Consider the following 1,428-nt stretch of genomic DNA (forward strand, 5'->3'; position numbering starts at 1 on the left):
GGAGTCTCAATGATGAAGTCAAGCCGCTTGCGTGACAGGCGGAGCGGAGGTGAAGACTCGTCCGTCACGCAGCAAGGCCCACAACACGCTGGCTCGTCGGCGGGCCAGGGCGATGACGGCCTGGACGTGCTTGCAGCCCTCGCCGCGCTTCTTGAGGTAGAAGTCCCGGTTCGGCCCGTCACGGATGATGCTGGTCTGGGCGGACATGTAGAACACCCGGCGCAGACGGCGGCTGTAGCGCTTGGGGCGGTGCAAGTTACCGGTGCGTCGGCCGGAGTCGCGAGGGACGGGCACCAGGCCGGCCGCCGAGGCCAGGTGGCCGGCGTCCGCATAGGCCGTGAGGTCGCCCGCCGCGACGACGAACTCGGCGCCGAGTATCGGGCCCATGCCGGGCAGGGACTCGATGATCCCGGCCTGCGGGTGGCTGCGGAACGTCTCGCGGATCTGCTTGTCGATCCGCTTCAGCCGATCGTCCAGCGCCAGGATCTGCGCCGCCAGATCAGCCACGATCTGCGCCGCGACGTCCTCACCGGGCAGGGAAGTCTGCTGAGCCTGCGCCGCTTCGAGAGCGGTTGCCGCGACCGTGTCGGCGCTCCGGACACTGCGGTTGGCCAGCCAGGCAGTGAGCCGAGCTCGACCGCGGCGGCGGAGGGCGGTCGGCGTCTGGTATCCGGTGAGCAGGACCAGCGCGCCCTTCTGCGAGCTGTAGTCGAAAGCCCGTTCCAGGGCGGGGAAGACACCGGTCAGCACGTCGCGCAGGCGGTTGATCATCCGCACCCGGTCGGCCACCAGATCCGACCGGTGGGCGGTCAGCAGCGCCAGATCGGCGGCCAGCTGGGCTGGTACGTCGATGGTGGCGAAGTCCCGTCGCTGGCGGGAAGTTTCAGCGATGACGTATGCGTCACGGGCATCGGTCTTCGCCTCGCCCCGGTAGGCGCCCGACATGCGGTTGACGGTGCGGCCGGGGACGTAGACGGCCTGCTGGCCGTGGGCTGCGAGCAGGGCCAGCAGCAGAGCGGAGGACGTGCCGGAGATGTCCACCGCCCAGAACACCTTGTCAGCGAGGTCCAGAATCTCGCCCATGGCGGTCAGGATCGCCGCTTCGTCGTTGTCGATCTTCTTCGACCACAGCGTCGAGCCGGTCTCATCGACCGCTGCGGCCCAGTGATGGCCCTTGCCTGCGTCGATGCCGGCCCAGACCCGGGTCCTTCGCTCGCTCACTCGCCCTCCTCATTCCGCACGGCGTGCCGTCGGCCCGAAGGAACACCCCGCTGTCATCTCCGTAATCAGCGACCGCACGAAGCGCGCACATCTCAATCAGCAGCCAGGGCGCCCAAGAGAGCCGGGCGGCCACTCCTGGCAAGCCACTGAAGGCAAGACCCCATCAGCCACACCCGGCCCTCCCGGGCCGACTAACAACTTACGGAG

1 protein-coding gene is annotated in these 1,428 nt (G+C 68.6%); it reads right to left on the reverse strand.

Going from position 1 to position 1,428, the window contains the following annotated elements:
* Positions 1–18: 18 nt before the first annotated feature.
* Complete coding sequence (locus ABZ622_RS42080; protein WP_360552630.1) at positions 19–1,221, reverse strand: IS110 family transposase; 1,203 nt, start codon at positions 1,219–1,221, stop codon at positions 19–21.
* Positions 1,222–1,428 lie beyond the last annotated feature (207 nt).

The organism is Streptomyces sp. NPDC007164, assembly GCF_040634135.1.
Lineage (GTDB): Bacteria > Actinomycetota > Actinomycetes > Streptomycetales > Streptomycetaceae > Streptomyces > Streptomyces sanglieri.